General features: G+C 64.3%; 23 protein-coding genes and 1 tRNA gene. 11 read left to right on the plus strand and 13 right to left on the minus strand.

The features are described 5' to 3' along the window. Positions 1 to 16: 16 nt before the first annotated feature. The 4 genes from hutG to L0U84_RS11895 form a co-directional block, all read right to left on the minus strand. Positions 17 to 823, minus strand: a complete 807-nt coding sequence (gene hutG / locus L0U84_RS11880; protein WP_233850070.1) for an N-formylglutamate deformylase — start codon at positions 821 to 823, stop codon at positions 17 to 19. Between the two features lie 113 nt (positions 824 to 936). After that, on the minus strand, positions 937 to 2,550 hold the full coding sequence (gene pruA / locus L0U84_RS11885; RefSeq protein ID WP_233850071.1) for an L-glutamate gamma-semialdehyde dehydrogenase: 1,614 nt from the start codon (positions 2,548 to 2,550) through the stop codon (positions 937 to 939). A gap of 181 nt (positions 2,551 to 2,731) precedes the next feature. Continuing rightward, positions 2,732 to 3,733 carry a LysR family transcriptional regulator gene (locus L0U84_RS11890; protein WP_233850072.1) on the minus strand — a complete coding sequence of 334 codons (1,002 nt, stop codon included), beginning with the start codon at positions 3,731 to 3,733 and terminating at the stop codon, positions 2,732 to 2,734. 72 nt (positions 3,734 to 3,805) lie between these two features. Continuing rightward, positions 3,806 to 4,735 carry an N-formylglutamate amidohydrolase gene (locus tag L0U84_RS11895; RefSeq protein ID WP_233850073.1) on the minus strand — a complete coding sequence of 310 codons (930 nt, stop codon included), beginning with the start codon at positions 4,733 to 4,735 and terminating at the stop codon, positions 3,806 to 3,808. A gap of 228 nt (positions 4,736 to 4,963) precedes the next feature. Here L0U84_RS11895 and L0U84_RS11900 point away from each other — a divergent pair, with 228 nt between their 5' ends. Then, positions 4,964 to 5,896 (plus strand): DMT family transporter, encoded by a 933-nt coding sequence (locus tag L0U84_RS11900; protein ID WP_233850075.1) that lies wholly within the window; start codon positions 4,964 to 4,966, stop codon positions 5,894 to 5,896. A gap of 317 nt (positions 5,897 to 6,213) precedes the next feature. Here L0U84_RS11900 and L0U84_RS11905 read toward each other — a convergent pair whose 3' ends face one another. Then, on the minus strand, positions 6,214 to 6,858 hold the full coding sequence (locus L0U84_RS11905; RefSeq protein WP_233850077.1) for a helix-turn-helix domain-containing protein: 645 nt from the start codon (positions 6,856 to 6,858) through the stop codon (positions 6,214 to 6,216). Positions 6,859 to 6,959: 101 nt separating this feature from the next. Here L0U84_RS11905 and L0U84_RS11910 point away from each other — a divergent pair, with 101 nt between their 5' ends. From L0U84_RS11910 to L0U84_RS11940, 7 genes are all read left to right on the plus strand, one after another. Next, on the plus strand, positions 6,960 to 8,246 hold the full coding sequence (locus L0U84_RS11910) for an MFS transporter (RefSeq protein ID WP_233850079.1): 1,287 nt from the start codon (positions 6,960 to 6,962) through the stop codon (positions 8,244 to 8,246). A 24-nt stretch (positions 8,247 to 8,270) separates the two neighbouring features. After that, the gene (locus L0U84_RS11915; protein ID WP_233850081.1) at positions 8,271 to 9,797 is read left to right on the plus strand and encodes an amidase; all 1,527 of its coding nucleotides are present in this window, start codon (positions 8,271 to 8,273) and stop codon (positions 9,795 to 9,797) included. Between the two features lie 17 nt (positions 9,798 to 9,814). Then, complete coding sequence (locus tag L0U84_RS11920; protein ID WP_233850083.1) at positions 9,815 to 10,168, plus strand: RidA family protein; 354 nt, start codon at positions 9,815 to 9,817, stop codon at positions 10,166 to 10,168. A gap of 11 nt (positions 10,169 to 10,179) precedes the next feature. Continuing rightward, on the plus strand, positions 10,180 to 11,418 hold the full coding sequence (locus L0U84_RS11925; protein WP_233850085.1) for an NAD(P)/FAD-dependent oxidoreductase: 1,239 nt from the start codon (positions 10,180 to 10,182) through the stop codon (positions 11,416 to 11,418). A gap of 594 nt (positions 11,419 to 12,012) precedes the next feature. Then, positions 12,013 to 13,002, plus strand: a complete 990-nt coding sequence (dusA, locus tag L0U84_RS11930; protein WP_233850087.1) for a tRNA dihydrouridine(20/20a) synthase DusA — start codon at positions 12,013 to 12,015, stop codon at positions 13,000 to 13,002. Positions 13,003 to 13,091: 89 nt separating this feature from the next. Further along, positions 13,092 to 13,167 (plus strand) — tRNA-His (locus L0U84_RS11935). Positions 13,168 to 13,658: 491 nt separating this feature from the next. Further along, a complete protein-coding gene (locus L0U84_RS11940) occupies positions 13,659 to 13,928 on the plus strand; it encodes a hypothetical protein (RefSeq protein ID WP_233850089.1) in 270 nt (89 codons plus the stop codon). A gap of 226 nt (positions 13,929 to 14,154) precedes the next feature. Here L0U84_RS11940 and L0U84_RS11945 read toward each other — a convergent pair whose 3' ends face one another. Both L0U84_RS11945 and L0U84_RS11950 read right to left on the minus strand, forming a co-directional pair. Beyond that, positions 14,155 to 14,397, minus strand: coding sequence for a DUF6566 family protein (locus tag L0U84_RS11945; protein ID WP_233850090.1), 243 nt, complete (start codon positions 14,395 to 14,397; stop codon positions 14,155 to 14,157). A gap of 147 nt (positions 14,398 to 14,544) precedes the next feature. Continuing rightward, the gene (locus L0U84_RS11950; RefSeq protein WP_129957461.1) at positions 14,545 to 14,742 is read right to left on the minus strand and encodes a hypothetical protein; all 198 of its coding nucleotides are present in this window, start codon (positions 14,740 to 14,742) and stop codon (positions 14,545 to 14,547) included. Positions 14,743 to 14,996: 254 nt separating this feature from the next. Between L0U84_RS11950 and L0U84_RS11955 the strand changes: the two genes are divergently transcribed. Beyond that, a complete protein-coding gene (locus tag L0U84_RS11955) occupies positions 14,997 to 15,269 on the plus strand; it encodes a hypothetical protein (RefSeq protein WP_233850091.1) in 273 nt (90 codons plus the stop codon). A 35-nt stretch (positions 15,270 to 15,304) separates the two neighbouring features. On the opposite strand, the gene L0U84_RS11960 is transcribed toward L0U84_RS11955, so the two are convergent. The 4 genes from L0U84_RS11960 to ssuD form a co-directional block, all read right to left on the minus strand. Next, positions 15,305 to 15,520: a TOBE domain-containing protein gene (locus tag L0U84_RS11960; RefSeq protein ID WP_115782798.1), complete on the minus strand. Its 216-nt coding sequence runs from the start codon at positions 15,518 to 15,520 to the stop codon at positions 15,305 to 15,307. Between the two features lie 62 nt (positions 15,521 to 15,582). Then, entirely contained in the window at positions 15,583 to 16,611 is a 1,029-nt protein-coding gene (locus L0U84_RS11965; protein ID WP_233850092.1) for an ATP-binding cassette domain-containing protein, read from the minus strand. Further along, on the minus strand, positions 16,608 to 17,456 hold the full coding sequence (gene ssuC / locus L0U84_RS11970; RefSeq protein WP_233850093.1) for an aliphatic sulfonate ABC transporter permease SsuC: 849 nt from the start codon (positions 17,454 to 17,456) through the stop codon (positions 16,608 to 16,610). The genes L0U84_RS11965 and ssuC overlap by 4 nt, the downstream gene beginning before the upstream one ends. A gap of 65 nt (positions 17,457 to 17,521) precedes the next feature. After that, positions 17,522 to 18,682 (minus strand): FMNH2-dependent alkanesulfonate monooxygenase, encoded by a 1,161-nt coding sequence (gene ssuD / locus L0U84_RS11975; protein ID WP_233850094.1) that lies wholly within the window; start codon positions 18,680 to 18,682, stop codon positions 17,522 to 17,524. Between ssuD and L0U84_RS11980 the strand changes: the two genes are divergently transcribed. Beyond that, a complete protein-coding gene (locus L0U84_RS11980) occupies positions 18,663 to 19,049 on the plus strand; it encodes a hypothetical protein (protein ID WP_233850095.1) in 387 nt (128 codons plus the stop codon). The two genes, ssuD and L0U84_RS11980, sit on opposite strands and share 20 nt — an antisense overlap. 168 nt (positions 19,050 to 19,217) lie before the next feature. After that, a complete protein-coding gene (locus tag L0U84_RS11985) occupies positions 19,218 to 19,643 on the plus strand; it encodes a hypothetical protein (RefSeq protein WP_233850096.1) in 426 nt (141 codons plus the stop codon). 127 nt (positions 19,644 to 19,770) lie between these two features. On the opposite strand, the gene L0U84_RS11990 is transcribed toward L0U84_RS11985, so the two are convergent. Together L0U84_RS11990 and L0U84_RS11995 are read right to left on the minus strand one after the other, a co-directional pair. Further along, positions 19,771 to 20,907 (minus strand): enoyl-CoA hydratase/isomerase family protein, encoded by a 1,137-nt coding sequence (locus L0U84_RS11990; RefSeq protein ID WP_233850098.1) that lies wholly within the window; start codon positions 20,905 to 20,907, stop codon positions 19,771 to 19,773. A 46-nt stretch (positions 20,908 to 20,953) separates the two neighbouring features. Then, positions 20,954 to 21,760: a TetR/AcrR family transcriptional regulator gene (locus L0U84_RS11995; RefSeq protein WP_233850100.1), complete on the minus strand. Its 807-nt coding sequence runs from the start codon at positions 21,758 to 21,760 to the stop codon at positions 20,954 to 20,956. Positions 21,761 to 21,876: the final 116 nt, after the last annotated feature.

Raw genomic sequence — 21,876 nt, forward strand, 5'->3', positions numbered from 1 at the left:
GGCATTTTTCATTCTGCTATCGAGGCAGGCGTTGCATGGCGTCGAGTGCGGCTTTGACCATGTTCTCGACCACCGGCTTGACCCGCTCCGCCAGATCAGCGCGATAAGCGAATGGAGCGCTTTCGCTCATGTAGGTCGACTGGCACATTTCAAGCTGGATCGCGTGGATGCCCTCTTCCGGCCGGCCGAATTCGCGCGTGATATAGCCGCCCTTGAAGCGGCCATTCGCCACCCACGTAAAGGGCTGATTACCCAGCGTCGCCGTGACGGCATCCAGTATCTGCGGTGCGCATGATCGTCCTGCATTGGTGCCAAGGTTGAGATCGGGCAGCCGTCCGTCGAAAAGACGCGGCAATACGCTCGCGATCGAATGCGCTTCCCATAGCAACACCTGTCCGAATTCGGCTTTCAACGCGTCGAGCGTCTCGCGCAACTTCGCGTGATACGGCGCGTGGAACGTGCCGAGGCGCTCCGTTATCGCTTCAGGCGATGGCGCGTTGCCATCGGCATAGAGCGATTCGCCACGAAACGTTTCGGTTGGACACAGGCCCGTGGTCGTCTGGCCCGGATAGAGACTTTCGCCCGACGGAGGACGGTTCAGGTCGATCACGTAGCGGGAAACACGCGCGCTCAGCACAGCAGCGCCGGCTTGTGCGGCGAAGTCGTAAAGCTGGTCGAGATGCCAGTCCGTATCGGCGACCGTGCGCGCGACGTCGGTATAGTCGTCGAGCAGATCGTCGGGGATGATCCTGCCCAGGTGCGGAATGGAAATGAGCAAGGGCACCTTGCCCGCCTTGAAATCGAAAACAGTTGAATCGGTCACGTCGGGGGTTCTCCGCGAGCCGCCAGAGGCTGTTTCGAGCACACGCCATCCTTGCGGCAAATAAAAAAACCGCGCGAATCAACCGATTCGCGCGGCTTCATGCGTGTCGACATTCAGGCGCCGAACGACCACTCGCGCGGCGGCAGATAGGTTTCCTTCACGACACGCGGCGATGCCCAGCGCAGCAGGTTCAGATACGAACCCGCCTTGTCGTTGGTGCCGCTCGCGCGTCCACCGCCGAACGGCTGCTGACCTATCATCGCGCCCGTCGGCTTGTCGTTCAGATACAGGTTGCCGGCTGCGTTCACCAGCGCGGCCTCGGCTTCGTGCAGCGCAAAGCGGTCCGTGCAGAAGATCGAGCCGGTCAGCGCGTAAGGGCTCGTCGCATCGATCAGCGCCAGCGTATCCGACCAGGCATTGTCCGCGTAGACGAACACCGACAGCACAGGCCCGAACAGTTCCTGCGTCATCAGCGCGTGATTCGGATCGCTGACTTCGAGCACCGTCGGCGCGACGAAAAAGCCTGGCTCCGACCACGTCTTGCCGCCCGCTACCACCGTCACCTTGCTGTCGTCCTTCGCGGCATTCAGCACGGCTGTCAGCTTGGTGTGCGACGCCTGCGAGATCACCGCGCCCATGAAGGTCTTGCCGATGTCCGCGGGATCGCCGACCTTCAATTGCGCAAGGCGCTCGACCAGTTGTTCACGCACGGCAGGCCACAAGCTCTGCGGAATGTACGCGCGCGACGCCGCGCTGCATTTCTGCCCTTGATATTCGAACGCACCGCGAATCAGCGCGATCGCGAGTTCGGCCGGATGGGCCGACGGATGGGCGAGCACGAAATCCTTGCCGCCCGTCTCGCCAACCAGGCGGGGAATCGTCCGGAACGCATCGACCTTCGAGGCCACGCCCTTCCAGAGCGACTGAAAAACCTCCGACGATCCCGTGAAGTGAATGCCAGCGAGATCGGGGGAATCCAGCACGACACGCGTGGTCAGTTCCGCATCGCCCGGCACGAAGTTGATCACGCCCGCCGGCAGGCCCGCTTCTTCCAGTGCTTCGTAGAAAATCCAGTTGGCAAGCGCCGATTTCTCGGACGGCTTCCAGAGCACCGTGTTGCCCATGATCGCCGGCGCGGTCGTCAGATTGCCGCCGATCGCCGTGAAGTTGAACGGCGACACGGCGTACACGAAGCCTTCGAGCGGACGCCAGTCGGTGCGATTCACCGCGGTGGATACCGATAGCGGCTGCTCGGCATACACGCGCTGCGCGTTATGCGCGTTGAAGCGCAGGAAGTCGATCAGTTCGCACGCCGAGTCCGGCTCGGCCTGATCGATGGTCTTGCTCTGGCCGAGCACGGTCGCCGCGTTGATGCGCATGCGCTGGCGCGTCGCAATGATCTCGGCCGCACGATGCAGGATGGTCGCGCGGCTCGCGTATGACAGTGCGGCCCAATCACGCGACACCGACTTCGCGTTCGCGATCGCCTCGCCGATCTGCGCTTGCGTCGGACGGTGGATGCGGGCAAGCAGACGCGACTGGTCATGCGGCGCACGCACTTCGACGACGTCGTTCGAGAAGTAACGTCGGCCGCCGATCACGGTCGGAATCTCGACGACGTCGCGTACGTTCAGCGCTGTGGTGAGTTGTTCGGCGGCCTGGGAGCCGGCACCGAAGTGCACTTCGGGTTCATTGGCCGGGAATGGGAAATGTGGACTCGAGTTCAACCCCTGCTCCTTCAAAACGATGGGACGAATGGCCGGCCAGTACGAGCGGATACGCGATGGAAAAACGCGCTGCTTCCGACCGGTCGGTGTCAGGCACAAGACTAGCCCGTCTTCGTGCAAGTGCCGATTAAGCCAATGCCGTTTATGTTTAGGATCGGTGGTGCTTGTACAGCGCTTCGTTTCAGGGGCCGTCCATCGTGTAGACGTCTTCGGGGCTGAGCGACAACGCCGCCGCGATGTCCCGCCCGACCTGACGCTGAAAGGTCTGGCGCAGCAGGTCGAAGATATCGCCAGGTAGTTTGCCCAGTTCGTTCTCGCGAAACGCGAGATAGAACGAGCGGCTGAGCGTCTGATAAGGACGGCCGTGCCGGGAGAAGGAAGTGAGCGGCACGACCCGCACATCGTTCAGATACTGACGCGACTGCCACAAACACATCGGCGTGGTCAGCGCAAAGCCGAGTCCGGCCGCAACGAGGCTCAGCAAGGGGTCGGTGGCATCGAGTTCGTACGTGCGTTCAATGCTTTCCGCGTTCGCGGCGAGATAGCCGTCCACGTGCTGACCGATGACGGACCGCGCACTGTAGCGAATCAGCTGCAGATGTCGCGCGAGATCCGTCAACGTCCCATAGCGATCGATCTCGAAGTTTCGCGGCAGTACGACGAGATAAGGCTCGGAGAAAAGGCGCTGGCGGATGATGCCCGGCGCGCCCGTCTGCCCCGATGTCGTCACGGCGATATCGACCTGCCGTGCTTCGAGTTGCGCTTCGAGCGTCGGGCCGATACCCGACCAGAGCCGGATCTGATGCGACGTCCCAGCGAGTGCGCGAATGACGATCGGCCCCATGGTGGCGGCGAAGGAATCGACGCAACCAAGCCGCACGACCACGCGTTTGGCGCGGGTGACGCTGCGCACGCTCTCCACCATCTGATTGGCGCCTTGCAACAGGACGGTCGCGTGCTCGAAGAGCCGCTGCCCGGCCGCAGTGGGACGTGCCGGACGGGTTGCACGATCGAGCAACGTGGTGTCGAGAAGCGTTTCCAGCACCTTGATGCGATGCGACACGCCGGCTTGCGAGATGTCGAGCCGGATAGCGGCCTCGGAGATCGACCCCGCTTCGACGACCGCAACCCAGCTTGCAAGCAAGTCCCAGTCGGGAAACTGTTCGGGGAGGCTTTCTTTCATGTCCGGCGGCTCAGTTGATGACCGAATGTAGCACGGCGCCTTATGACCTGGCCGGCTGCGCGGCGCAAACGGTCAAATCTGACGTGCGCCGCGGTTACGGCCACCTTGCGCGCCTTCCGCGCCTTCCGCGTCGTTCGCGCCGTACGTGCAGGCCACCGCAGGCAGGCTGCGCAGTACGCGTTCGAGGCGATCGAGTAACGGCACGAGCATCGTGTCAGTGACACGCTTGTTCGTCTCACGCGGCGCCGGGAGCGCATTGCTTTCAAGCGGCTCCTCGAAGGCCCGATCGATTTCCGATGCGCAGTCGATCCGCCACTGGCCGGAAATCTCGACGTTCATCACGTGGAGACCCGCCCGGGGATCGCCATAATGTTCCGCGGTAAAACCGTCGGCGATATTGCCGTTGACGACCCACGAGCGGCCTTGGACCGTAGCGGATTCAGTCAACGCGCCGACAAGCGCGCGATCACACGATTTGCCGTGGTCCGTGCCGATGCTGCAATCGCGCCCCATCGATTCCGCACGAAACGGCGACAGCCACCAGCTCGCGTGCGGCACCAGCATCAGCACGTGGTCGTGCCGGGCGCGCAGGCGGCGAATCTCGTCGGTGACGGCGCGATGAAACGGCCGCCATAGCTGTTCGACACGATGGTCCACCTCGCTGGCGGTCAACGGTTTGTCCGCGTCGTACAACGACTCGCCGCGCGACGTGTGCGTGCGGCACAGTCCACCGCGATCGGCGTCCACCGACAGCGCCGGGCCTTGCGCCGACACCATGAAGTCGATCACGCATGGGTGATAGCGCGCGCCGATCAGCGTGGCGCCGCAGCGGCGCGCGGCTTCCTGAAACAGAAGCCCGGCCGGATCGGCAAGCCGGCCTTCAACCGGCAACCAGGCCGCGTGCTGGCGCAGCGCGTCAGGCAACGCTGTGCCCGTATGGGGCGTCACGACGAGAACAGGCGAATCGCCACGAAGCAGCGTCTCACAACCGGCGTTAGGCATATCTGTTTCCATGGCTTTGAGGCGTGTGAGCCATCGTCGACGGATCGACGCGAGCAATATCACCTTAGCATCTTGCTTCGCGCGGTGTCGTTGCATCAAAGCGGCTTGCGCTATATATCAGCAATCTGAAAATCGATGATGGCGCCCCGCTTCGCCCTTACAGTGCCGCAGAGGTTCCCGAGTCGGCGGGCGTCGATCGGAAAACCGTGACTGCAGAGGGAACCGACCGTGATTCGGACTTATGCCGCCTTCGTCCTGCTGGGCATTTTCTGGGGCTCCAACTTCATTTACATGAAGTGGGCCTCCGCGCTGATCACATCGGGGCAGATCTCTTTGCTGCGGGTGTTCTTCGGTTTCGCACCGCTTGCTGTGCTGGCCTGGCGCAAAGGCGCGTTGCGTTTGGGCCAGATCCGCCATCTCCATCACTTCGCGATGATGGCCGCGTTCGCCACGGCTTTCTCGTACTTCGCAATGGCGCAGGGCACGGCGCTTTTGCCATCGGGTATCGCCGGTGTGCTCGGTGCTTCACCCGCGCTGTTCACGTGCATGGCTTCGACGATATTTTTGCGCCATGAACGCATGAACCGGATGATGGGCTCCGGCGTTCTGCTCGGCGTCGTGGGAATCGCGCTCATCTCGCGGCCGTGGTCGAGCAACGGCCCGGACGCAGCCATCAACGCGCTCGGGGTGGCGTGGATGCTCGCGGGGTCGATGGTGTTTGGGCTCTCGTATATTTACGTGCGCCGGTATCTGTCGGCGACCAGACTTCCGCCGCTTGCCATCGTCACATGGCAGATGGGCCTGGCGCTGCTGATGCTCGTCTGTCTCACCGATCCGCACGGCATCGGACGAATCGCGTCCGACTGGAAAGCCGCGACGGGGCTGGTGTTTGGATTGGGATTGCTCGGCACCGGCGCGTCCTTTTTGCTCTACTACTACCTGCTCGACAACCTGGGCGCGGTCGCCGCAGCAAGCGCCGTCTATGTGACGCCGGTGGTCGCGCTGTTGATCGGCTGGTGGGTGGGCGAGCGCGTCGGGCTGCTGGAACTGATCGCGGTCTTGATGATTTTCGGCAGCATCGCGTTGCTGGAACTCGGCCGGCAGGCTGGCACGAGGCAAAAGACGCAATCGGTCACAACTTCTACTGTCAGCGTCGATTGATGAGGCACGCCATGTATGCACGATCCAGGGCGTTGCGATTTGGTGCCTGCTCGTCTAGCCCGCGAAGGTTTCGTCTTGCCGCGGACTGTCCGTGGTCGGGCGCGGTAATTCTGGGAGTCACTCGCGTTGCCGGTCGGCCGTCGCGTCATGTCCGTAGATAGTGGCCTTCTCGATTCGCCGGGCATGTACGAGTTCGCGCGGAGCGTCCGATGGCGTTGGAAGTGCCACGCTATTCGGCGGGCGATAAAACCTTGCTGCGCCCGGTTCGGTTCCCTGGAACCACCAGAAATCGCACCCAAAGTCCGCTCCCACCAACTTCAAATCGCGTCGGCAGGCCGATGCTCATCCGTATCCACACAGCACACCAGTACTTCCGCCGGCTTCTTGCCGGTACTGAGATATACGTGGCCGACCGAGCTATCGAAGTAAAGGCTGTCGCCCTGCTTCAATGCGAATACCGCCCCCGTTTCGAACCTTAGCTCGAGCGCCCCCTGAAGCAGGAACACGAACTCTTCGCCGCTGTGACGAATGTAGTCCGGGAAGTCGGAGAGCTTGCGCGCCCGCACATGTCCGCGCATCGGCACCATGCGTTTGCCCGCCAGATCGCTGGCGAGCATGTGGTACTCGTAGTTCGGCGTGTCGTAGACCATCTGCTGGTCTGCCGCCGTGAACGTCGGCACGATCGGACCCGCACCCGCACGAGGCGCGCGTCCGAACAGCTGGTCGAATCCCAACTCCAGCGCGTGCGCGAGCGCCGCAAACTTGTCGTAGGTCAGCGCGATATCGCCGCGCTCGGCCTTCGAAATCGTCGACACCGCGATGCCGGAGCGCTCGGACAACTCCATCAGCGTCAACCCTTGCCCCTTGCGCGCTTCGCGCAGTCGCGCGCCGACCTCCTGGTGATCGATCTGTGATGAAGGTTCAACGGCTTGGGGCGCCTTTCGCGCTGTTGTTCTCGGCATGAGCGGACTCGAATCGAATGCGGGTTTTGTCGTATACGAGAAATATATTTTTCTCGTATATGATAACTCGCATCGGAGTCCATGGCTAAGGAGTCGTCGCCGTGTCAACGCTTGCGCTGCAAAAAGCCGGTTTATCGAAGCCCCAGGTGATCGCCGCGACGACGTTGGGCACCGCACTCGAGTTTTACGACTTCACGATTTACAGCTTCTTCGCGATCCAGATCGGCCAACTGTTCTTCCCGGGTGCGTCGCCCGTCAATCAGTTTTTGTTGTCCATCGGCGTGTTCGGCGTCGGGTTCGTGGTCAGGCCGCTCGGCGGCGTCGTGATCGGCGCCTACGCGGACCGCGCGGGACGTAAAAAGGCGATGGTGCTCACCATCATGATGATGGCGCTGAGTTGCGCACTGATCGCCTGCGCGCCAACTTATGCGGTAGCGGGAGTGGCCGCGCCGTTCATCGTGCTTGCGGCACGCCTGATCCAGGGTTTCGCGGCCGGCGGCGAGTTCGGCCCGGGCACTACGCTGCTGGTCGAATATGCATCCGATTCGACGCGCGCCTACTTCGCCAGCTGGAACTTCTCCGCGACCGCGCTCGGCGTCGCGCTAGGCGCGGCGGTCGCGACCCTTGTCAACTTGCTGCTGCCCAAGGACGCGGTACTCGCGTGGGGTTGGCGCATTCCGTTCGTGCTGGGCATCGTCGCCGCGCCGGTCGGCATGCTGATCCGCCGGCGCCTCGAAGAAACGCTGAGCGATGCGTCGTCCGGCGGCACGCGGCGGCACGGCGCGCTGAAGGAGGCACTCACCACTCACCTCAGACTGACGATTCTCGGCACCTTCGCCGAACTCGGCGGCTCGGTGTCCGTGTACATCACGGCGTTCTTCCTGCCGAGCCATGCGGTGCGCACGCTGCATCTGTCGCCGACCGCGGCGGTGGTGGCGGGCCTCGTCAGTTCGCTAGTGCTGTTCGCCGCCGCGCCGATCGCCGGCAAGCTGGCCGACCGCTATAGCCGCAAACGCGTTCTCGTGGCGTCGCGTGTCACGCTATTGCTGACCATCTATCCGGCGTTCGCATGGCTGTCGGCGGCGCCTTCGATGTGGTTGCTGTGCGCGGTGTCCGCGTTTCTTTCGCTGTTCGTCGCGGGCCAGATCGTGCCGGTGCTCGTGATGATCCCGGAGTTGTTCCCGAAGCACGTGCGCGCGACCGGCATCGCGTTGACCTATGTGGTGAGCGCGTCGTTCTTCGGCGGATTTTCTCCGTTCATCGCAAGCTGGCTGGTAGCGCACACCGGCAATCCGCTCGCGCCGGCATGGTACGTCGCGGCGGCCTGCGCGATCTCGCTGGTTCCGGTGATCTGGCTGCGCGATCGCACCGGCGAAGCACTCAACTGAAAACCTTCGCATCGAGGAAAACTCATGTTCGCTCACGATGACCTCGTCAGCCGCAACGCCGTCGAATTGCGGCGGATGATCGGCGCGAAAGAAATTTCGCCCGTCGAACTGCTCGATGCGTGCATCGAGCGAATCGAAGCCGTCAATCCCGCCGTCAACGCGATCACCGCGACCAGCTACGATGCCGCGCGCGAGGCAGCGCAAGCCGCCGAGCGCAAGGTGTTGGCCGGCGAACCGCTCGGGCTTCTGCACGGTTTGCCGCTCGGCGTGAAGGATCTCGAAGATACAGCGGGACTACTCACCACTTATGGCTCTCCGATGTCGCGCGGCCACGTGCCGTCGCGCGACGTGGTGCTGGTCGAACGACTGCGCGCGGCGGGTGCGATTCTGGTCGGCAAGACCAACGTGCCCGAGCTCGGCGCTGGAGCGAACACCCGCAACCCCGTGTGGGGCGCAACCGGCAATCCGTTCAATCCAGAATTGAATGCGGGCGGGTCGTCGGGCGGCTCGGCGGCCGCCCTCGCCTGCGACATGCTGCCGGTCTGCACCGGCTCGGACACCGGCGGTTCGCTGCGCATTCCGGCGTCGAAATGCGGCGTGGTCGGCTTCCGGCCGTCCGCGGGACTCGTGCCCAACTCGCGGCGCCTGCTTGGATGGACGCCCATCTCGGTGGTCGGTCCGATGGGCCGGGACGTCGAAGAGACCGCCTTGCAACTCGCCGCGACGGCGGGGCTGTCGACGGGCGATCCGCTCAGCTACGACATCGACGCCGGCGTCTTCACCGCATTGCGTGAATCGGATCTCGCCACGCTGCGGGTCGGCTATACGGAAGACTTCGGTGCGTGCGATGTCGACGACGACATCCGCGCGGTATTTCGCTCGCGCATCGCCGCGCTCGGCAAGCTGGTGCAGACTTGCGAACCGGTCGGCTTCGACCTCGGCGACGTGCATCGCTGTTTCGACGTGATCCGCGCGGAGAGCTTCGTTGCGGGACTGCGCGATGCCTATGCGCGCGATCCCGGCGGGCTCGGGCCGAACACCCGCGCAAACTACGAAATGGGCGCCGCGATGACGCTCGCCGACAGCGCATGGGCGCAGGCGGAGCAAACCCGCGTCTTCACACGCTTCCAGTCCGCGTTCACACACTACGACGTGATCGTGTCGCCGACCACGCCTGTGTCGCCGTTTCCGTGGCGCGAACTCTACGCCGCGCAAATCGACGGCCGTGCGCAGGAGAATTACTACCGGTGGCTGGCCTTGACCTACGTGGTCACGCTGACCACGCATCCGGCGATCTCACTGCCATGCGGTGTCGACCGGCACGGCATGCCGTTCGGCTTGCAGATCGTCGGGCCGTTCCGCGGCGATCTGCAAACGCTGTCCGTTGCCCGGGCGATGGAGCGCGCGTTCGACAAGGACCCGACCCTGCGCCGGCCACGCCCCGATCTGTCGAAGCTCGCGCAACCGAACCCGGCGCTGAAGTCGATCGTCACCGCGCCGCCGATTTTCAGTTCGGCCGGCGAGCATCAGTCAGGCATGTCCTCCGTTTAACTTTCCCCAGGCCCTTTATGAGCAACGAGATCAAACGACTGCAAACCAACGCACGCATGAGTCAGGTGGTGACAGCCAATGGCGTCGTCTACCTTTCAGGACAGGTACCCGATACCGCCGGCGCCTCGATCACCGTGCAAACGACGGAAATCCTCACGCGGATCGATGCTCTGCTCGCCACAGCGGGCCTCGACAGGACGCGCGTGATTACCGCCAATATCTGGCTCAGCGATCCTGGGCACTTCGACGAATTCAATGCCGCCTGGGAAGCATGGGTGCCGGCGGGCCACGCGCCGACGCGCGCCTGCGTGCAGGCACTTCTGATGAAGCCCGGCCTCGACGTGGAAGTGGCCGTCACCGCACTCGCATGAAGTGACACACAATGAAGTTCGATACCGTGGTACTCGGCGGCGGCATGGTGGGCGTGTCCGTCGCCGTGCATTTGCAACAGCGTGGGCTTCGGGTCGCGCTCGTTGACCGCAAGGCGCCGGGAAACGAGACCTCGCTCGGTAACGCGGGGCTGATCCAGCGCGAGGGCGTCTATCCGTATGCGCTACCACGCGACCCCGCCACGCTGCTGCGCTACGCGCGCAACCGCTCGCTCGACGTGCGCTATCACCCGCGCGCGCTGCCGAAAGCTCTGCCGTTTCTGTACCGGTACTGGTATCACTCGCGTGCGGATCGTCACGCGGCGATCGCGCGTTCGTATGCGACATTGATCGAGCATTGCGTCAGCGAGCATCGCGCGCTGGTCGAAGCGTCCGGCGCTCATGCACTGCTGCGCCCCGGCGGCTGGCTCAAGGTGTTTCGTAGCGCGCGCGCCCAGCAGGCGGAGCTGCGCGCCGCCGGGCAATGGCGAGACGAATATGGTGTTGCGTTCGAGTCGCTCGACGCCGCGCAATTGCGGCACGACGAGCCGTCGCTCAGTCATGCGTTGATCGGTGCGTTGCGCTACACCGATGCGCACTCCGTCAGCGACCCGAATGCGCTCGTCACGGCGTACGCACGCTACTTCGAGAAGCTCGGCGGCCGCGTCCTGACCGGCGATGCGACGACGCTGCAACCGCATTGGAGTGTCGAGACAGAGCTCGGCCGCATCGATGCCCAGTCGGCGGTGATCGCGCTCGGACCATGGTCGGATGTGCTGACCGCACGGCTGGGATATGCGCTGCCACTTGCCGTCAAGCGGGGTTATCACATGCACTACGCGGCGCGGGACGGTGCGCGCCTGAATCAGCCGGTGCTCGATGCCGAAATCGGCTACCTGATCGCGCCGATGGCGCGTGGCATCCGTCTCACCACGGGCGCCGAAGTGGCTTACCGTGATGCGCCGGCCACCCCCGTGCAACTCGACGCGATCGAGCCGATTGCGCGGCAAACTTTTCCGCTCGGCCAGCGGCTGGATCAAGAGGCGTGGCTCGGCCGTCGTCCATGCACACCGGACATGATGCCGATCATCGGGCCTGCGAACCGGCACAAGGATTTGTGGTTTGCATTCGGCCACGCGCATCACGGCTTGACTCTCGGGCCGATCACCGGGCGTTTGCTCGCCGAGATGATGGTTGGGGACGTCCCCATCGTGGATCCGTCGCCGTTTCGCGCCGAGCGTTTCAGCAGTTGACTGGATCCGGGCCTCGACTTAGTTGTTTCGGTCTGTGCAAGCCGGCGTGAACGCGCTCGGCGAGGTCAAGCCCGTTTGTCTGTCGGTCGGGCCTCCCGGCAATGACAGCTTTCCGACCGTCATGCATGTGAGCGCCTCGCTTGACCGTGAGACCGCATCTTCAGCGAACCGTCTTCCGCTGCGCGCATCACCTGTCAATTGCGCGCCGCGATAGCAGTGAGCGTTAGAATCGTTCGCGAAACTGAACGTGTAACTTTCAAACCTTCGCGGCAGACTCCAACGTGCCGGGCTGCGCCCAGTTCGCGCTCATGCGTCTCGATCCACCACCGCGCCGCCTGGCGCCGGTCGAAGGTCTTCGACCCGGTGTAGACGACCTTCCCTCCTGCCTTCAGACGTATCTGTGCGGTGTAGCCTATACTCCTGCTTTTGCGCTCCCGCGCCGATATTGTTCCCACCGTCTCGCCGGTGCTACAGACCAGAAGTCGGTGCTACATGCAGCACCTGAGCGCAAAACCACCGGAAATCGCCCGGAAACCGCGTGCAATCACGCAACACCCAAACACCCGCCAGGCTCAGTGCTGGCGCCGAAACCCAATGAATTCAAGCCCTCGCCGAATCTCCGTCGCGCCCATGATGGATTGGACCGATCGTCATTGCCGCTCGCTGCATCGGATGATTTCGCGCCATACGTGGCTTTACACGGAAATGGTGACGACCGGTGCGCTGCTGCACGGCGACGTGCCGCGTCATCTCGCGTTCACGCCCGACGAAGCGCCGGTCGCGCTGCAACTCGGCGGCAGCGAGCCCGACGACCTCGCGCGCTCGGCCAAGCTCGGCGAGCAATGGGGCTATGACGAAATCAACCTGAATTGCGGCTGCCCGTCCGAGCGCGTGCAACGCGGCGCGTTCGGCGCGTGCCTGATGAACGAGCCGCAACTCGTCGCCGATTGCGTGAAGGCGATGCGCGACGCCGTATCGGTGCCGGTCACGGTCAAGCATCGCATCGGCGTCGACACGGTCGAGGAATACGGCTTCGTTCGCGATTTCGTCGGCACGATCGCGCAAGCCGGCTGCGAGGTCTTTATCGTTCATGCGCGCAACGCGATCCTGAAGGGCTTGAGCCCGAAGGAGAACCGCGAGATTCCGCCGCTCAAGTACGACTACGCGTATCAGCTGAAACGCGATTTTCCGCAGCTGGAGATCATCATCAATGGCGGCATCAAGACGCTCGACGAAGTCGACACGCATCTTCAGCACGTCGACGGGGTGATGCTCGGGCGCGAGGCGTATCACAACCCCTATGTGCTCGCCGATGTCGACGCGCGCTTCTACGGCTCTGCGCAGGCGCCGCTGACGCGCGAGCAGGTCGAAGCCAAACTGATCGAGTATTGCGCGGCCGAAATGGCGCGCGGCACCTATCTCGGTGCGATCACGCGCCATGCGCTCGGGCTGTATCGCGGCGAAGCGGGTGCGCGTGGCTGGCGTCGAGTTTTGTCCGACAGCAAGCGTCTCGCGGCCCGCGATCTGACCATCTTCGACGAAGCAAGGCAGCATCTGCGCGAGCCCATCGATATTTTTGAATAAAGGACTAGGCAAACCCGAATCTAGTCCCTATAATCTCGTTTCTTCGTCGGCGAGACAGGTTTTTAAAGCAAGTCAAGCGGATGTTAGTGGTGGCTGTAGCTCAGTTGGTAGAGTCCAGGATTGTGATTCCTGTCGTCGTGGGTTCGAGTCCCATCAGCCACCCCAAAGAATTCAAGCAAAAAGCCCAGTCCGCGTGACTGGGCTTTTTGCTTTCTGGCGCTCGTGTAGGCGCCATGTAGTGAATTCCCGTCAACGCGGGGCCGCATGCGGAAGCGTCGTGGGTTCGAGCCTCATGAGCCGCCCAAAAGAATTCAAGCAAACGGCGTTGTGAGCAATCACGACGCCGTTCCAGTTTTGCTGGTGGCCTTCCGCGCTTTACACAACGTTTTTGCGATTTTCTGCCCTCGCACCGTCCCTTCCTGCCTTCCCTGACGACTCAAAAACCGCTTGGTCAACAGGGCCGGATCACCGGCCTGCCTTGCCGCGCTTACGTCTGACCGATTGTTTCTCGATCGGGAATAGTAATTTCAGATTATCGATACAAATTTTCGATAGTAGGGGTATACACTGCCTTCCATCGAAGTTGCAGACACCTGGTTCACTGGCTCCTGCAACATCTCCCTGAAATGCAGTCGAAACGTTATCGGAGTCCTACCATGAAGACCAAGTTCATCGCCGCCCTGCTGGTTGCCGCTTCGGCCTCGATCGCCGCTCCCGCTTTCGCAAGCGGCTACGGTCCGGCACCGTACTATCGTCCGGCGGTTGGCGCGCCGGCTTCGCAACAAGGTCAGAACGCACAGACCGTCGCTGCCGAACAAACCAACACGCAATCGAACGCGTACGGTGGTGTGAAGAGCGTGTCGACGCAATCGGGCACGCGTAGCGAACCCACGACGGGTCCGCAATCGGTGTTCTTCGGCCACTAAGCCGCCAGCAGTACCGTCGGATCCGCTGCCCCTGAAGGCAGCGATCAAACTGGGCGCCGCGCATGCAGTATCGATGCCGGCGCCCAGTTGCGTTTACGTCGGCTGTACCGCGTCTGACACCCCGTCCGCGCAGCCGTAGGTTTGTTGCCCCCTTCGGTCGCGCGCCTGCCGTGCCTTTGTCCGGTTCGCGTGGTGTCCCGTTCCGCCACGACGCGCCTGGCCGCATCTAACTCGTCAGCCCCGCGTCGATCAATTCGCGCGCCGCGCGAAAAGCCGCCTCCGCGGCCGCATGCTCGGTGGACCACAAGCTATCGATATGCACGAGCTGCCAGTCGACCACCGTCGAATCGTCGCGCAACACCCGGAAATGCGCCTTGACACCGGTCAGCGCCTGTTCGACCGCGACTTCGATGTCGTAGTCGCCATAGCGCGCCTGGTAGTCGCCCATGTCGACGCCCTTCGGCTCCATGCTCGCCTCCGTCGAATGGCTGATCGCGGACAAGCGACCGCCCGCGTCCAGCGGGCATCGCGATGACCAGTCACCTGCTCGCGACTCACCCGCGACGCGCCGCCTCGCTCTCCACACCGGCCGTGCGGCCGGCCGCCGATCAGCGGATCAGTTGCAATCGCCGGAAAGGTACTGCCGGCCGTTGCAGTTGATTTCGACCCCACCGCTGCCCGCTTCGGCAACGAGGTCGCATGCCAGTAACTCCGCTACGACGGACGGCGCCACTTCGGGCGCCGTCTGTCCGACGCCGACGTCGTTCAGACGCCGCAACGCTTCGACCGCTTCGGGACTCAAGGACTTCGACATGGCCGTCTCCGTCGGAATACTCAATTCATCCTAGCAAGTTTCATCGGCCGATGCAGGTGTGCGCGCCCGATACGCCCGCGGGCTGGAGCGTCGAGTCTGGGAATTGGCGTCTGGACGCGGCGTGAGTTGGCAACGGCACCATTAGCAGCGCGATTCATCGCGCCGGCAACGGCCCCGGAACACCGCCTGCTACTAGCAAATCGTGCACACGGTCGCGTGCCTACCAATGGCGCGCGACATCGAAGGAGAACGACATGAAGCAAGACAAATGGGCCCGCTTGACGGCCACTGGCGTCGCGCTGGCCGCGCTGCTCGCGGGCGGCGCGAGCGCCGTCGCGCAAACCGTCGCGCAAACGACAGCCAGCGCACCGCCGGACAGCCATGCGCCGATGGCCAAACCGCCCGAGGCGGCATCGGGCGCCGGCGGGTCGAGCAACCCGGACAACATGCCGATCAAGCGTCCCGCCAAGCCGACCAACGACCACATGTCGCACGAGCCGCCCGCAAGCGGCGCAAACGCGAAGTAGCCGCCGCGCACGCCGCTCGCACTAGCGCAATGTCATCAGAGCCGGGCGATCGACACCTCAGTCGACTTCACGAGCGCGACCACTTCCGAGCCGACTTTCAGGTCGAGTTCGTCGACCGAGCGCGTCGTGATCACCGACGTGACGATGCCGAACGGGGTCTCCACGTCGACCTCGGACACCACCGAGCCGCGGATGATCTCCTTGACCTTGCCTTTGAACTGATTGCGCACGTTGATGGCGGAAATGCTCATTTCAGATAACTCCACAGAAGCAGTTGATAACGGAACGGATCGGATCGATTCACCTGGAAAACTCAGACAGCCCAGCGCACCTCGCTCGGCCGCGTGAGACGGCCCGCTTCGGGCAAACCATACGGGTCATAAGGCTCGTACGCGCGATGCGCGAGCGTGTCGTCGTTCGGCGCGTTTTTCAGCACCCGTTGCAGCACGTGCTCTTCGAGCGCGGCGAAGCCCGCCGATGCCCGCGCGCGTGGACGCGCAAGCGCGACCGGCTGATCGAGCGCGATGCGGCCTTCCTCGATCAGCAGAATCCGGTCGCCGAGCGCGACGGCTTCATGTACGTCGTGCGTGACGAGCAGCGCGGTGAAGCGATGCTCGCGCCACAGCCTTTCGATCAGCGCATGCATTTCGATGCGCGTCAACGCGTCGAGCGCGCCGAGCGGTTCGTCGAGCAGCAGCAATTGCGGACGATGCACGAGCGCCCGCGCGAGCGCGACGCGCTGCCGCTGGCCGCCCGATAGCTGCGCGGGCCAGTCGTTCGCGCGTTCGAGCAGGCCGACTTCCGCGAGCACCGCACGCGCATCGTCGCGCGCGCCGCGGCCGAGGCCGAGCATCACGTTCTGCAGCACGCTTTTCCACGGCAGCAGACGCGCGTCCTGAAACATGATGCGGGTGTCGAGCGGACCGCCGTTCTCCGCGCGCTTTTCGAGCACGCCCGAACTGGCCTCTTCGAGACCCGCGACGAGCCGCAACAACGTCGATTTGCCGCAGCCGCTCCGGCCGACGATCGCGACGAAACTGCCCCGCTCGATCGACAGATCGAAGCCCGACAGCACCTCGCGCTCGCCATAGCGTTTGCCGACGCCGCGCAATTGCACCGCGTAGTCGGTGGCGCGGCGCGCATCACCGCGAGCCAGCGCGGCGGCTTGCAAGCCGTGTTGCAAGCCGTGATGCGAGCCATAATGCATGCCGCCCGCACCATCCCGCTCAACCTGCGCAGCCTCGTTCGCGTCATGATCCGCGAGCCGTGGCTGCGCGAGTTCGGTCTCGAGATCGCTGCCCGCGATGCCGCCGAACGTCGTCGATAGCGTCGTTGCGCTCATGCTTTCGCTCCTCGCTGATAGGCCGGATGCCAGCGCAGCGACACGCGCTCGAGGCTCTTCGCGAGCATGTCCGCGAGTTTGCCGAGCGCCGCGTACAGCAGAATGCCGACCACCACCACGTCGGTTTGCAGGAATTCGCGCGCGTTCATCGTCATGTAGCCGATGCCCGATTGCGCGGAAATGGTCTCGGCGACGATCAGCGTGACCCACATCAGCCCGAATGCGAAGCGCACGCCGACCAGAATCGACGGCAGCGCGCCCGGCAGAATCACGTGGCGGTACAGCGCGAAACCTTTGACGCCATAACTGCGCGCCATCTCGATCAGGTTCGCGTCGACCGAACGGATGCCGTGGAACGTGTTCACATAGACCGGGAAGAACACGCCGAGCGCGACGAGGAACACCTTCGCTTCTTCCTCGATGCCGAACCAGAGAATCACGAGCGGAATCATCGCGAGCGCGGGGATGTTGCGGATCATCTGCACGGTTGAATCGAGCACGATTTCGGCGGGTTTGAACAGCCCCGTCGCGAGTCCGAGCACGAGACCGATGCCCCCGCCGATCGCGAAGCCCGACACCGCACGCCACGTGCTGACCTTCACGTCGGCCCACATTTCGCCGGACTGGATCAGCGACCATGCGGCCTTCACGACCGCGAGCGGCTCGGGCAGAACGCGCGTCGACAGCGCGCCGCTGCGCGCGGCGATTTCCCATGCGAGCAGGATCGCGATCGGCGCGAGCCACGGCAGCAGGTGCGCGCCGAAACGGCGCAGCGCGACAGCGCGCGTCGTGGGCGCGGCCTGCGGGGCTGCCCCCGATCCCGCGCTCAAAGTAGTGTCACTCATGTTGGCTTTTCTCCTTGCCTGTCGATCGTCGTGTGCGTGTCGCGCATTCCACGCTTAGCGTTCATTCAGCTCGCGCTCGCCGCTTTCGGCAGATAGCTGGTGCCGACGATTTCGCCGAACGGCCCCGACAACGGCCCGTTGGCGACCTTGCTGAAGCGTTGCGGCAGCAGCGGAAACACGAGTTCGGCGAAACGGTAGGATTCCTCGAGATGCGGATAGCCCGACAGGATGAACGTCTCGATGCCGAGCGCCGCGTACTCCTTCATGCGCGCGGCCACCTGCTCCGGACTGCCCACCAGCGCAGTGCCCGCGCCGCCGCGCACGAGCCCGACGCCTGCCCACAGGTTCGGATAGACCTCCAGCTGTCCGCGCCCGCCGCGCTTGCCGCCGTGCAGCGCGGCCATACGGCGCTGCCCTTCCGAATCCATCTTCGCGAACGAGGCCTGCGCACGCGCGACCGTATCGTCATCGAGCTTGCTGATCAGCTTGTCGGCGGCCGCCCATGCTTCTTCCTCGGTCTCGCGCACGATCACGTGCAGACGGATGCCGAAGCGGATCTGCCGGCCTCGCGCCGCGGCGCGTGCGCGAATGTCGGCGATCTTGTTCGCGACCGCTTCGGGCGGCTCGCCCCACGTCAGATACGTGTCGATGTGTTCGGCCGCGATATCGTGTGCGGCCGCCGACGAGCCGCCGAACCACAGCGGCGGATGCGGGTTCTGCACCGGCGGATACAGCGCCTTGCCGCCCTTCGATTGCAGATGCTTGCCGTCGAAATCGATCGCTTCGTTGCCGTGCGACGCCGCGAGCAGCTTGCGCCAGATATGCAGGAACTCGTCGGTGACTTCGTAGCGCGTGTCGTGATCGACGAACACGCCGTCGCCGGCCAGTTCGGCCGCGTCGCCGCCCGTCACCACGTTGATCAACAGACGCCCGTTGGACAGCCGGTCGAACGTCGCCGCCATGCGCGCGGCGAGCCCCGGCGACGACAGCCCCGGGCGAATCGCGACGAGGAACTTCAACCGCTGCGTCGCGGGAATCAGGCTCGACGCGACGACCCAGGCGTCCTCGCACGAGCGGCCGGTCGGCAGCAGCACGCCCTCGTAGCCGAGCGTATCGGCGGCGACGGCGATCTGCCGGAAGTAGTCGTAATCGGCTGCGCGTGCGCCTTGGGACGTACCGAGATAGCGGCTGTCGCCGTGAGTCGGAATGAACCAGAACACATTCATGTTGTTGCTCCTGCCTGTTCTTGACGGATTGAAAACGGTGGGCGCGAGCGCCGGCCGCGCGCATCAGCCGGCAACCGGCAAGGCGCTGCGACGTGTTGAAGGATTGAGAAACGGACGATGGACTCAGTCCATCGGCGGCCGCATCAAAGCAACGAAAGCCTATGCGCCTGGCGGACGGCACCGCGAACACGACGGCGCGCGGGCTCTGCGGCAACGGAGATTCGGCGTGAGGCTCGACATTGCGATGGCTTTCCTCGACCAGCGTGCGCGTGAAGCGCTCGATTTAACGGATGACGGCGACACCCGCGCCGTCTGCATGAGGAAACAGTCTATGGAGCGGTCCGTGGCTTTTGAACGATTTTTTTGAGCTTAGGATTTCCGCTTTCCTGATTAGCCCGGCGTTACCGCATACGGTTGTTGCGCTTTATACACGCGGCCCCGGCCGCCGCACCCCGGTCGATATAATGGCGCTCGTTTCCAACCACCCGGTACAGGTCTTGCGATTCGCGTCGCCTGTACGTTGCCGGTGCAATGCATGCACAAAATTATTCTGCCGTTCGTCGCCGGTTTTCTGGCTTCCCTGTTCTTTCGCGAATCGACGCTGGCGCTGATGCACGCCGCCGGCATGATCGATCCCAGCGGTTTTTCCACCGCGCCTTTTTTGCCGCTCGGCCTGCCTGAGTTCATTGCAAACGCAATCTGGAGCGCGTGCTGGGCCGTACTGATGGCCTGGCTCTTGCGCGTCGCGCCGCACCGGCACGCGCCGTGGGTACCCGCGTTCGTGTTCGGCGGCATCGTGCTGACGGCCGCGAGCGTGTTCGTCGTCGATCCGCTGCGCGGCATCTGGCCGAGCGGCAACATGCTGCCGCGCCTCGCGGTGGGCTTCGCGGCGAATGCGATGTGGGGCTGGGGCGCGCTCGTGTTCATGCGCGCGTTCATGGCGAGCGAGGAAGAGGAATAAGCGCGGCGCGCGTGATTTCGCGCAACGCGTAGATTCGCGCGGGCGGGATCGCGACCCGGTGCGTTCAGTGCGAATTCGGCGCGAGCCAGCGCGAGCCAGCGCGAGCCAGCGGGCGTTCAGTGGCCGCTCATCCGCGCAGAGCGCTTAGCGGGTGCTCGTTCGCCGGCCACGGGCTGTCGAACATCTTCTCCACATCGGTCCGATCGACGTCCTCGATGCGCGCGAAACGCCAGCGCGGCGCGTTGTCCTTGTCGATGATGCGCGCGCGAATGCCTTCCACCGTATCGCCGAGCAGGAAGCTCGAGCGCGTCAGATCGAGATCGGTCCGCAGCACGTCGGCCATCGACCCTTCCGCGCGCGTGACGACTTCGAGCGAGACCGCCATCGACAGCGGCGAGCGCTCGCGCAGCACCGCGATCGTCTGCTCGGCCCACTCCGCGGCGTCGCCGCCGCGCTCGCGTTCCTGTTCGAGCGACGCGAGTATCCGCGCGACGTCGGGCAGCGCGAAATGCCGGTCGATCAACGTCCGCGCCTTCGCCAGCGCGCTCTCCTCCGGCTGCGGCGCGACCTGATACGCGGCCGTCTCACGCTCGACGCATGCAACCACATCCGCGCCGCGCTCGAACGGTTCGCCGCGCAACGTATCGACGAGCGCGGGTAACGCCGCGTCGTCGATGTATGCATCGGCGAGGCCAGCGTACAGCGCGTCGGCCGCGCCGATCGTCTCGCCGGTCACCGCCAGATAGCGGCCGATCGCGCCGGGCGTGCGGGCGAGAAACCAGCTCGCGCCGACGTCGGGAAAGAGGCCGATACGCGTTTCGGGCATCGCCATCCTGGTTGATTGCGTGACGACGCGCAGGCCGCCGGTGCGATGCGCGCCCTGCGAAATGCCCATCCCGCCGCCCATCACGATGCCGTTCATCAACGCGATATACGGCTTCGGATACACGAAGATCGCGTGATTGAGACGGTATTCCTCGCTGAAGAACGTGTCGCGCGCCTGCTGGTCGCCGCGCTGCGCCGCCTCGTACATGAAGCGGATGTCGCCGCCCGCGCAGAACGCGCGCTCATGCCGGCTGCGCACGACGACGGCGAGCACCTCGGGATCCTCGCGCCACTGGTCGAGCGCCGCGTGAATCGCGCGGATCATGCCGGTCGACAGCGCGTTCAGCGCTTTCGGCCGCTCCAGTTCGATGAAACCGATGCGGTTGGCTACGTGGGTCGCGATTTCGTCGCTAGCGGCGGGCGAGGCTGACGTGGACATGGAGAGCTGGGCGCGGCGGCGCGGGATGAAGTGGAACTGAACGTTATCACGGGCCTGCCGCTTTGCGTTTGGTGGCGGGCTCGGGGGCTGGGTCCGTGGAGCCGGCGGCCTCGGCGTGGCGCCGCGCGACGGATTTTCTGCCGCGGACTGCGGCGCCGTTCGTTGCGCCCGCCCCCACGGCCTGCGGCGCGCCGAGCCATGTGTCGAGCGTCACCGCGACGAGCGTCTCGAGCGGCGCGCTCGGAAACACCGGGCACGTGAGATTCAGCGCGACGATGCCATGCAGACTCGCCCACAACGCCTCGGCCCAGACGGCCGGCTCCATCGACGCGACCGACGCCGACACACGCCCCGCCGCCCGCAATTCGTCGAGCGCGTCGATCATGATGTGCAGCGCGGCGTCGCCGGGGTCGTCGTCGGTTTCGCCGCCGACCCCGCCTGCATCACCCGCGTTGCCGTCGTCTTTGCCAGCGCCCGCCGCGCCGCCGAGCGCCGCGCCGGTATAGCTCGGATCCTCCATGAAAATCAGCCGGTAGGTTTCCGGATGCTCGACGCCAAACGCCACGTACGCGCGCCCGAGCGCCTTCAGCCGCTCGGCCGGATCGGCGATCTGCACGAGCGGCACGAAGGTCGCGAGCAATTGCGCGTAACCCTCCGCGCACAAGGCCCGCGCGATGTCGTCGCGACTCGCGAAATGGAGGTACAACGTGGCGGGCGAATATTCGATCGCGTCGGCGATCTTGCGCATCGACAGCGCGGCAAAGCCCTCGCGCACGACGATGCGCCGCGCGGCATCGAGGATGCGTTCGCGCAGCGCCTGCTTCTGGCGGTTCTTTCGTTCGGCGATTCCCATGACTCGCAATTTTCAGATTGACAAACTGAAAAGTCAAATTAAACTGAACACTGTTTACTGAACGCTGTTCAGTAAATTTTCGTCTATCAAATTGTGCAGCCACAGCGGCACGCGAC

Source organism: Paraburkholderia sp. HD33-4 (genome assembly GCF_021390635.1).
GTDB lineage: Bacteria > Pseudomonadota > Gammaproteobacteria > Burkholderiales > Burkholderiaceae > Paraburkholderia.

Bases quoted from the DNA above. Each gene is read 5' to 3' on its own strand.
- L0U84_RS11890 (WP_233850072.1), bottom strand. From the start codon at position 3,733: ATGAAAGAAAGCCTCCCCGAACAGTTTCCCGACTGGGACTTGCTTGCA.
- L0U84_RS11895 (WP_233850073.1), bottom strand. From the start codon at position 4,735: ATGCCTAACGCCGGTTGTGAGACGCTGCTTCGTGGCGATTCGCCTGTT.
- L0U84_RS11905 (WP_233850077.1), bottom strand. From the start codon at position 6,858: ATGCCGAGAACAACAGCGCGAAAGGCGCCCCAAGCCGTTGAACCTTCA.
- L0U84_RS11915 (WP_233850081.1), top strand. From the start codon at position 8,271: ATGTTCGCTCACGATGACCTCGTCAGCCGCAACGCCGTCGAATTGCGG.
- L0U84_RS11920 (WP_233850083.1), top strand. From the start codon at position 9,815: ATGAGCAACGAGATCAAACGACTGCAAACCAACGCACGCATGAGTCAG.
- L0U84_RS11925 (WP_233850085.1), top strand. From the start codon at position 10,180: ATGAAGTTCGATACCGTGGTACTCGGCGGCGGCATGGTGGGCGTGTCC.
- dusA (WP_233850087.1), top strand. From the start codon at position 12,013: ATGAATTCAAGCCCTCGCCGAATCTCCGTCGCGCCCATGATGGATTGG.
- L0U84_RS11940 (WP_233850089.1), top strand. From the start codon at position 13,659: ATGAAGACCAAGTTCATCGCCGCCCTGCTGGTTGCCGCTTCGGCCTCG.
- L0U84_RS11945 (WP_233850090.1), bottom strand. From the start codon at position 14,397: ATGGAGCCGAAGGGCGTCGACATGGGCGACTACCAGGCGCGCTATGGC.
- L0U84_RS11950 (WP_129957461.1), bottom strand. From the start codon at position 14,742: ATGTCGAAGTCCTTGAGTCCCGAAGCGGTCGAAGCGTTGCGGCGTCTG.
- L0U84_RS11955 (WP_233850091.1), top strand. From the start codon at position 14,997: ATGAAGCAAGACAAATGGGCCCGCTTGACGGCCACTGGCGTCGCGCTG.
- L0U84_RS11960 (WP_115782798.1), bottom strand. From the start codon at position 15,520: ATGAGCATTTCCGCCATCAACGTGCGCAATCAGTTCAAAGGCAAGGTC.
- L0U84_RS11965 (WP_233850092.1), bottom strand. From the start codon at position 16,611: ATGAGCGCAACGACGCTATCGACGACGTTCGGCGGCATCGCGGGCAGC.
- ssuC (WP_233850093.1), bottom strand. From the start codon at position 17,456: ATGAGTGACACTACTTTGAGCGCGGGATCGGGGGCAGCCCCGCAGGCC.
- L0U84_RS11980 (WP_233850095.1), top strand. From the start codon at position 18,663: ATGAACCAGAACACATTCATGTTGTTGCTCCTGCCTGTTCTTGACGGA.
- ssuD (WP_233850094.1), bottom strand. From the start codon at position 18,682: ATGAATGTGTTCTGGTTCATTCCGACTCACGGCGACAGCCGCTATCTC.
- L0U84_RS11985 (WP_233850096.1), top strand. From the start codon at position 19,218: ATGCACAAAATTATTCTGCCGTTCGTCGCCGGTTTTCTGGCTTCCCTG.
- L0U84_RS11990 (WP_233850098.1), bottom strand. From the start codon at position 20,907: ATGTCCACGTCAGCCTCGCCCGCCGCTAGCGACGAAATCGCGACCCAC.
- L0U84_RS11995 (WP_233850100.1), bottom strand. From the start codon at position 21,760: ATGGGAATCGCCGAACGAAAGAACCGCCAGAAGCAGGCGCTGCGCGAA.